The following is a 7361-nucleotide window of genomic DNA, read 5'->3' as shown; positions in this document are numbered from 1 at the left end:
ACCGAGAGCTCGACCCGGCTCACCTCCCACGGGGCGACCACACCCAACAGATGCCGGTACAACTCGGTATCGCGCATCCCGGAATCATCCCGCCAACGACGTGATCACCGCTCAGAGACCCACGCAGAACCCGGAAGCGCCCTTCAAACGTTGCTACAGATGATCACTGCCGGACATCGGCCTCAGGAAGATCGCTCCGGACGGCACCGCCCGGGCCTCCAGGAGCCGGTCAAGCGCGGCTACGAGGCGACCTTTCGTGCGAGTGTTGGCCCGCGGAAACTGCCGATTGGTTGTGGAAATCAGTACCGGACAGGGTCGACCGGACGCAAGGGCCGCGGCCTGGCGTGGCCGGAATCTTGCACGTTCTCCGTGACGATCGCACGGCCGGCCGCAACGGCGACCCGCAGAACCTCCTCGTCCGAGGCGCCCTCCAGATTCGGATCTTCGTGGACGGAGACATCGTCGCGCCCACGGCCAACGTGCTGAATCCCCTCGGCGTGTCCGGACGCTCATGATGTTGGGAGCAACGCCTCGGTGAGGGCTGCTTGCTGACGGTAGTAGGCCTCCTCAACTTCAGCTGGGGTGAGATCTACGCAGGCAGTGTGCGCCGGCGGTGATTGTGCCAGTCAACCCATTCGAGAGTCGCCAGCTCGACATAGTCGAGGTTGCGCCACGCGTCCTCGCCGCCGGATCACCTCGGTCTTGAACAGTCCGATCTCGCTCTCGGCCAGGGTCAAAGGCAGTTCGGTCTCCGAGCTGTTGCGTGAGGAGGCCCGCCGCGTGGTGGGTGAGGCGCACCGATATCCGGACTTCGGCCGCCGCGTACGGCAGGTACTCCAGGACGAGAAAAGCCGGATGGCGTCTTTTGAGGCGGCCGCAAGTCGGCGAAAAAGTCAGAGCGAGGGTGGCAACACCGCACCGGGGCGAGGTCGCCCGCGCGGTACTTTAGGTAAAGTCACGTGCCGCCGGTAGTGTAACTCGCGCGTGTGATCTTCGTGGGGGCGGGTGCCTGGTGCAGTATTACGCGATCCCAGCCCGCGGTGGCAACTTGCTACACGCCGACGACCCGAACCTGACCCCGAATGCCGGACTGCTGCTGGTCGCCGAGTGCTGCCGGGCGCTCGACGTGGGTCGGCGTGTTCGACCGCCAGGTGGGTCCAATCAAGCAGACGGGCCCGCGGGGTGGGCGCCGGAGGGCTAGTGGTCGGGTTGGCCGAATCGATGCTGAATACAAGTATGACGCCTGTTCAAGGCGCGTCATTACACGCCTCTCCTGCGCAAGGTCGTCCTGATGCTCGGTGAAGTTGCTGCGGCCGAGGATGTCGTCCAGGAAACGTACCCGCGCGTCTATGCCGTCCTGCGCAAGCCGGCTTGAGTCGGACTAGCGTATTTGCGCGCCACTGTGATTAATCTGTCGCGGTCCCAAATTCGGAGGCGAGTCGTCGTGCGGCGTCACGCGCCAATGCCGGACCCTGCCGCCGGCAGGACCGGAAGTACGGGCCCTCGTGGCCGGTGATTGGGCGGCGGTGCTTCGGGCACTGCGCCAATTGTCCAGACGTCGACGCGAAGCCACCGTGTTGCGGCCCCACGTCGGCTTGAGCGAGCTCGGAACCGCCGCGCTGATGAACGTGAGCGTGGGATCGGTCAAGGGTTATGCCTCGCGTGGCTTGGCCGAGCTTGCAATGAAACTGGAGGGAATGCCGTGAGCGATCCGGGCAATTCCGAAGCGGATGCAGTGCGCCGTCGCTTGTCGGAGGCAGTGGAAGCTGTCCAAGGCCACCCCCCGGACCTGACGGTCATTCGGAGAAGCTACTCGCCGCGTCGGCGCATCCGCCAGTATTCGGCGGCCTCTGTGGGCGTTCTTGTCGTGATCGGCGCCATCATTGGTGGCCTGAGCGTTTTTGGCCACAACGGCCAACAATCAATCGTCGGCTTCCCTGGCTCTACCACGTCTCCGACGGACACGGGTACCCAGGTGGTCGATTTCTCGCACCTCGACGTGACCTTGGATTTGCCGGTCTCCTGGACAGCGACCCCCTATTCGGCCAGCTCTGATGTTGGACAGAACGCCTATGACGGTTCATCAGGGTGGGTAGCCGTCGATGCGGTTGCCGGCTCCGGCAGCAGTAGTACCGACTTGCGGCAGTTCTGCCCTGCCTGGTCGAGCAATAATGTCAATCATCCATACGGCACCGATCCCACAGTGAGTTACCTTGTCGTGGACGGCCAGCCGGCTTGCGTAATCGATCCCTCGCCAGATGGCCCTTTTGAGAGTCGCCGAACTGGCGGACCGTCCTTCCAAGCGGCTGCGGTCATCGTGACTTACCGGCAACCTATCCCGCTCGGCCGATCGACATACGCTTTGCTCCTTGTTGCTACGTCGCCGTCCACCGTCTCGGAGATTACGTCAAGCCTCAGCCTGTCCCACTAGCTCCAAGACGTTACCCTGCGGGCCGGGAGGAGCGAGCTTGTGCCCGGCGAGGGCTCACCCGAATCGAATATCCTCGATGGCATTGTTGACGTCTGCGTAGAAGAGGTCTACCTGTCCGGGATTCCGCGAAACCGTAGCCGGGGCGTAATAGGTTGTGGCGTTCATGGTCTGGAAGCCGCTCCAGGCGCCACCATAAGCATCATGGTAGACGGTGGCATTTGGGCCCTCCACGAACACGTCCAGCCTGTTAGCACCCCATGAGCCTACGGTCGGCGACGAGTACAGCGTCCCACCCAGGTTGGTCCAGCTACCCCAGTTGCCATTGGTGTATACCTTATCCCACAAATGGTTGTCGGTTCCAGCGACGGAAACGTCCAAATTCCCGCATCCCCACGAGCCGATGGCAGGGGCGGAGTAACTAGCACCACCTAGGGACTGCCACGAACCCCAACTGCCATTCCCGTACTCCATCCGATTCCACCGCTGGCGAGATCGGCGACTACGTCCAAACGCCCGGTACCGCATGTAGCGACTGCCCCGGGTGAACTGGACAGGACCGTCGAGTTGACGTTACCCCAGTTTGACCACCCACCGGGGTCAGTCCAGCTCAATTGGTACAGCTCAGCGTTCGACCCCTCAGCAAATACATCCGCTCGAGTGTTGCTCCATGAAGCGCCCGCCGGGGTCCCCACCAAAGTCCCACCCATATTGAAATACTGGCTCCAGGTTCCCTGATCACCCGCAGCGCCGTACCAGCTGTGCCAAAGGTTGGCATGGGGAGCCTGCGGATCGGCGAAGCGTTGGCGCTGCGCTGGAGCGACCTAGATCTCGACGCCGGGACGCTTCGCGTCAGCGGAACCCTGTACCGAGTGGGTGGGGCGCTGACCCGCACGGAGCCCAAGTCGGCCCGTTCGCGCCGGACCCTGCCGCTGCTGCCCGAGGTCGTAGAGACGCTGAAGGCCCGTCGCCAAGCTCAGCGCGCGGACCGGCTCGCGGCGGGGCCCGCTTGGCAAGAGACGGACCTGGTCTTCACCACGGAGATCGGTACGCCTCTCGACCACCGAAACGTGCTGCGCTGGTACCGCAAGGTCACCGACGAAGCCGGCGTGCATGGAAGTCCGCACACGCTGCGTCACACGACCGCCGCCGCCCTCATAGCCGCGGGCGTCCCGGTCCGCGTCATCGCCGGCAGCGGGGTACTCGTCACCACGCAGCAGATCTCGCTCGCCGTGGGCGTCGCCACCCTCGGCACGCTGTTCGTCACCCGCGCCCCGGTCGCGCGGCTGGGCGCCCTGCATGCGGCAATGTTCGTCCTCGCGGTGCAGGCGACGATCGCCGTCGGCATCGCCGTCGGCAGCCGCGGGCTCCCCCAGGGGGTGCCGCAGCACGGGCTCCCGCGACAGGACTCGAACCTGTAACCTGCCGGTTAACAGCCGGACGCTCTGCCAATTGAGCTACGCGGGATCGGCGACCGAAACGCCGGACGGCATCCGGAGATTACCGCACAGCAGTCCCCGCCCGGCCGACCATGCGTAAGCTGCCCGCCAATCGGGTAGCTGGTCGGTGCGACCCCTGGAGGATCACGATGCGCCACAAGGCGACCTTCGCCGTCGGCCTGACCACCGGCTACGTCCTCGGTGCGCGGGCCGGGCACACCAGATACGAGCAGATCGCCCGGCTGGTTCGCGGCCTGGCCGACAACCCGGCGATCCAGTCGACCGCGGGCCTGCTCCAGGCCCAGGCCGCCGACCTCGCCGGCGTGGCAAAGCGCCGCGCCCGGGACAAGGTCGCCGAAACGGTCGGTGGCCGCGAGGTCACCGACGAGCTGCCCCCCTACCCGCCATCGGACGGCCCGCTGCGCTGACCGGGCCCGTCCGGCGTCACTCCAGGTAGTCGCGCAGCTGGAGCGACCGCGACGGGTGACGCAGCTTCGACAGCGTCTTCGACTCGATCTGGCGGATCCGCTCGCGGGTGACGCCGAACGCCCGGCCCACCTCCTCGAGGGTTCGGGACTGCCCGTCGGTGAGCCCGAAGCGGAGCTGAATCACCTTCTTCTCCCGGTCGGTCAGCGTGTGCAGGACCGAGTCGAGCTGCTCCTGGAGCAGGACGAACGAAGCGGCGTCGATCGGCACGATCGCATCGGAGTCCTCGATGAAGTCGCCGAGGCTCGACGCGTCCTCCTCCCCGATCGGGGTCTCGAGACTGATCGGCTCCTGGCTCACCCGAAGGATCTCGCGCACCTTGTCCGCGCCGAGCTCCATCTCGGCGCCGATCTCCTCCGGGCTCGGATCACGGCCCAGTTCCTGGATCAGTTGGCGTTGCACCCGGATCAGCTTGTTGATCGTCTCCACCATGTGAACGGGGATCCGAATGGTCCGCGACTGGTCGGCGATCGCCCGGGTGATCGCCTGGCGGATCCACCAGGTGGCGTAGGTCGAGAACTTGTAGCCGCGGGTGTAGTCGAACTTCTCCACCGCGCGGATCAGCCCGAGATTGCCCTCCTGGATCAGGTCCAGGAAGAGCATCCCGCGACCTACGTACCGCTTGGCGATGGAGACGACGAGGCGCAGGTTGGCTTCGATGAGCTGCTTCTTCGCCAACTGACCGTCCCGCTCGACGGCCGCGAGATCGCGGGTCAGGCCGGCCGGGACGGCGAGTCGTTTCGCCAGCCGCTCCGCCGCGAAGAGCCCGGCCTCGATCCGCTTCGCGAGGTCGACCTCCTCGTCCGCGCTGAGCAGCGGCACCCGACCGATGTCTTTCAGGTACGAGCGGACCGGGTCGCTGGTCGCGCTGCGATCGGCCGCGTCGTCCGCGTCCCGGCGGCGGGCCGCCGACTGACCGCCGTCCTCTTCGGCCGGCTCCAGGACGTCGATGCTCTCCTCGGCCAGCAGGGCCAGCACCGGCTCCAGGGACTCCGGGCCGAGCTCGGCGGCGACGAGGGCGCCGGTCACCTCCTCAGCGGTCAGGAACCCGATCTGCTTCCCGCGCGCGACGAGGTCGCGCACCTCCTCGACCTGCGCCTCCCGGGGGAGGGCGGCCGGGCTCACAGCTCGCCGATGCCCTGTTCGAGCAAGGCCCGCCGGTGCGCCTCGAGTGCGATCAGCTCACCGAACAGCTTCTTATGCTGCTCCGGCTCCTCGATGGGGTTGACCCGCTGGAGCCGGGAGCGGATCTCGTTGAGCCGCCGGCTAACCGCGATCTCCCGCAGCTTGGCCACCAGGGAGGCGGCGTAGCGCGGCATGCCGTCCTCGTCCGAGCGCATCGGCTCGACCGCGAGCTCGGTGACCAGCGCCCGGACGGTGTCCTCGGGCGCGAGCTCGCGCAGTCGACCGACCCACTCCGGACCGCCGGCCGAGGTCGCGGCCCCGCCAGCCGCGGCCACCGTCGCGCGCACGGCGGCATAGGCCGGGTGGCTGAACGCGTCGCCGTCCAGGTCGTCGAACAACGGTCCGGCCAGCGCCGGGCGCTGCACGGCAAGCTTGACCGCCTCGCGCTGGACCACCAGCCGGGGATCGGAGCGATCGGGCACCGGCGGCCCGGACGTCGCCCGCTTCCCGCCGCCGGCGAGCTCGCCCACGCGGCGCAGGACCAGCTCCACGTCGAGGCCGAGCCATCCGGCCAGCCGGCGGGCGTACTCCGGACGCAACGCCCGGTCCTTCATCCGGGCGACCAGCGGCGCGGCCGCGGCGAGCGCGGCGACCCGATCCTCGACGAGCTCGAGGTCGTAGCGGGCCAGCGTCGAGCGGATCGCGAACTCGAACAGCGGCACGTGGCTCGCGATCAGATCACGCACCGCCGCGTCGCCTTTGGCCATCCGCAGCTCGCACGGGTCGGCGCCGCTCGGCTCGACCGCGACGAAGGTCTGGGTCACGAACCGCTGGTCTTCCTCGAAGGCGCGCAGCGCCGCCTTCTGCCCGGCAGCGTCCCCGTCGAAGGTGAAGATGACCCGGCCGCGGAACTCGTCCTGGTCCATGAGCAGCCGGCGCAGAATGGCGATGTGCTCGGTGCCGAACGCGGTCCCGCAAGTGGCGACCGCGGTCTTGACCCCGGCCAGGTGACAGGCCATCACGTCGGTGTAGCCCTCGACCACGACCGCCTGCATGGACCGGGCGATGTCGGCTTTCGCCAGGTCGAGCCCATATAGAACCTGGCTTTTCTTGAACAACGGAGTTTCGCTGGTGTTGAGGTACTTGGCTTGCACCGGGTCGTCCGCACTGAGCCGCCGCGCGCCGAAGCCGATGACATCGCCCTTGATGTCGCGGATCGGCCAGACCAGCCGGTCCCGGAATGCATCGATCGCGCTGCCCCTGGCGCTGCGCCGGGCGACCCCGGCGGTCAGCAGCTCCTCCTCGGTGAACCCCTCGCCCCGCAGCTGGCCGATCAGGGCATCCCAGCCGGCGGGCGCGTAGCCGACCCCGAACCGGGCGGCCGTGTCCAGATCGAAGCCGCGATCGGTGAGGAACGCGCGACCCGCCGCCGCTGCCGGGGTGGCGAGCTGTTCGGCGTAGAAGGCACCGGCCGCCGCGTGCACATCGAGCAGCCGCTGGCGTTGCCCCGACTGCCGCCCGGGTGCGGCACTGCCCTGCTCGTACTCGAGGGCGATCCCGGCTCGACGCGCAAGACTTTCGACGGCCTCAACGAAGGACAGATGCTCGACCCGCTCCACGAAACGGATCACGTCTCCACCTTCGCCGCAGCCGAAGCAGTGGAACAGCCCGCGCTCCGGTGAGACGTTGAACGACGGCGACTTCTCGTCGTGGAACGGACACAGCCCCTTCAGCGATCCGCCGCCGGCGGCGCGCAGTTGAAGGTGCTGCCCGATCACCTCGGCGATCGGCGAGCGTTCACGGACGGTCCGGACGTCCTCGTCCCGGATTCGCCCAGCCACCCGTCCTCCAGTCCTCGCCGCAGCCAGTGTAGGTCGCGCGCC

Annotated in this window: 7 protein-coding genes, 1 tRNA gene and 1 pseudogene; 4 read left to right on the top strand and 5 right to left on the bottom strand. The window is 67.4% G+C overall.

Features of this window, described 5'->3' with window-relative positions; translation table 11 throughout:
• Positions 1-344: 344 nt before the first annotated feature.
• Positions 345-515 carry a hypothetical protein gene (locus VNG13_13110; GenBank protein HVA61456.1) on the top strand — a complete coding sequence of 57 codons (171 nt, stop codon included), beginning with the start codon at positions 345-347 and terminating at the stop codon, positions 513-515.
• Here VNG13_13110 and VNG13_13105 read toward each other — a convergent pair.
• Positions 510-731: pseudogene (locus VNG13_13105) on the bottom strand (IS3 family transposase). The gene VNG13_13110 and the pseudogene VNG13_13105 overlap by 6 nt on opposite strands.
• 971 nt (positions 732-1702) lie before the next feature.
• Here VNG13_13105 and VNG13_13100 point away from each other — a divergent pair.
• Positions 1703-2431, top strand: coding sequence for a hypothetical protein (locus tag VNG13_13100; GenBank protein HVA61455.1), 729 nt, complete (start codon positions 1703-1705; stop codon positions 2429-2431).
• 54 nt (positions 2432-2485) lie between these two features.
• Here the strand turns inward: VNG13_13100 and VNG13_13095 are convergent, their stop codons facing one another.
• Positions 2486-2809, bottom strand: coding sequence for a hypothetical protein (locus tag VNG13_13095; protein ID HVA61454.1), 324 nt, complete (start codon positions 2807-2809; stop codon positions 2486-2488).
• Between the two features lie 395 nt (positions 2810-3204).
• Between VNG13_13095 and VNG13_13090 the strand changes: the two genes are divergently transcribed.
• Positions 3205-3849, top strand: coding sequence for a site-specific integrase (locus VNG13_13090; protein HVA61453.1), 645 nt, complete (start codon positions 3205-3207; stop codon positions 3847-3849).
• Here the strand turns inward: VNG13_13090 and VNG13_13085 are convergent.
• Positions 3823-3895, bottom strand: a tRNA-Asn gene (locus tag VNG13_13085). The two genes, VNG13_13090 and VNG13_13085, sit on opposite strands and share 27 nt — an antisense overlap.
• A 121-nt stretch (positions 3896-4016) precedes the next feature.
• On the opposite strand from VNG13_13085, the gene VNG13_13080 reads away from it, so the two are divergent.
• A complete protein-coding gene (locus tag VNG13_13080; GenBank protein ID HVA61452.1) occupies positions 4017-4295 on the top strand; it encodes a hypothetical protein in 279 nt (92 codons plus the stop codon).
• A gap of 16 nt (positions 4296-4311) precedes the next feature.
• Here the strand turns inward: VNG13_13080 and rpoD are convergent, their stop codons facing one another.
• Together rpoD and dnaG are read right to left on the bottom strand one after the other, a co-directional pair.
• Positions 4312-5478 carry an RNA polymerase sigma factor RpoD gene (gene rpoD / locus VNG13_13075; protein ID HVA61451.1) on the bottom strand — a complete coding sequence of 389 codons (1167 nt, stop codon included), beginning with the start codon at positions 5476-5478 and terminating at the stop codon, positions 4312-4314.
• Complete coding sequence (gene dnaG / locus VNG13_13070; GenBank protein HVA61450.1) at positions 5475-7319, bottom strand: DNA primase; 1845 nt, start codon at positions 7317-7319, stop codon at positions 5475-5477. Before dnaG ends, rpoD begins: the two co-directional genes overlap by 4 nt.
• Positions 7320-7361 lie beyond the last annotated feature (42 nt).

It is taken from the genome of Mycobacteriales bacterium, assembly GCA_035533475.1.
Taxonomy (GTDB): domain Bacteria; phylum Actinomycetota; class Actinomycetes; order DATLTS01; family DATLTS01; genus DATLTS01.
This window is presented reverse-complemented; position numbering and strand designations above follow the sequence as displayed.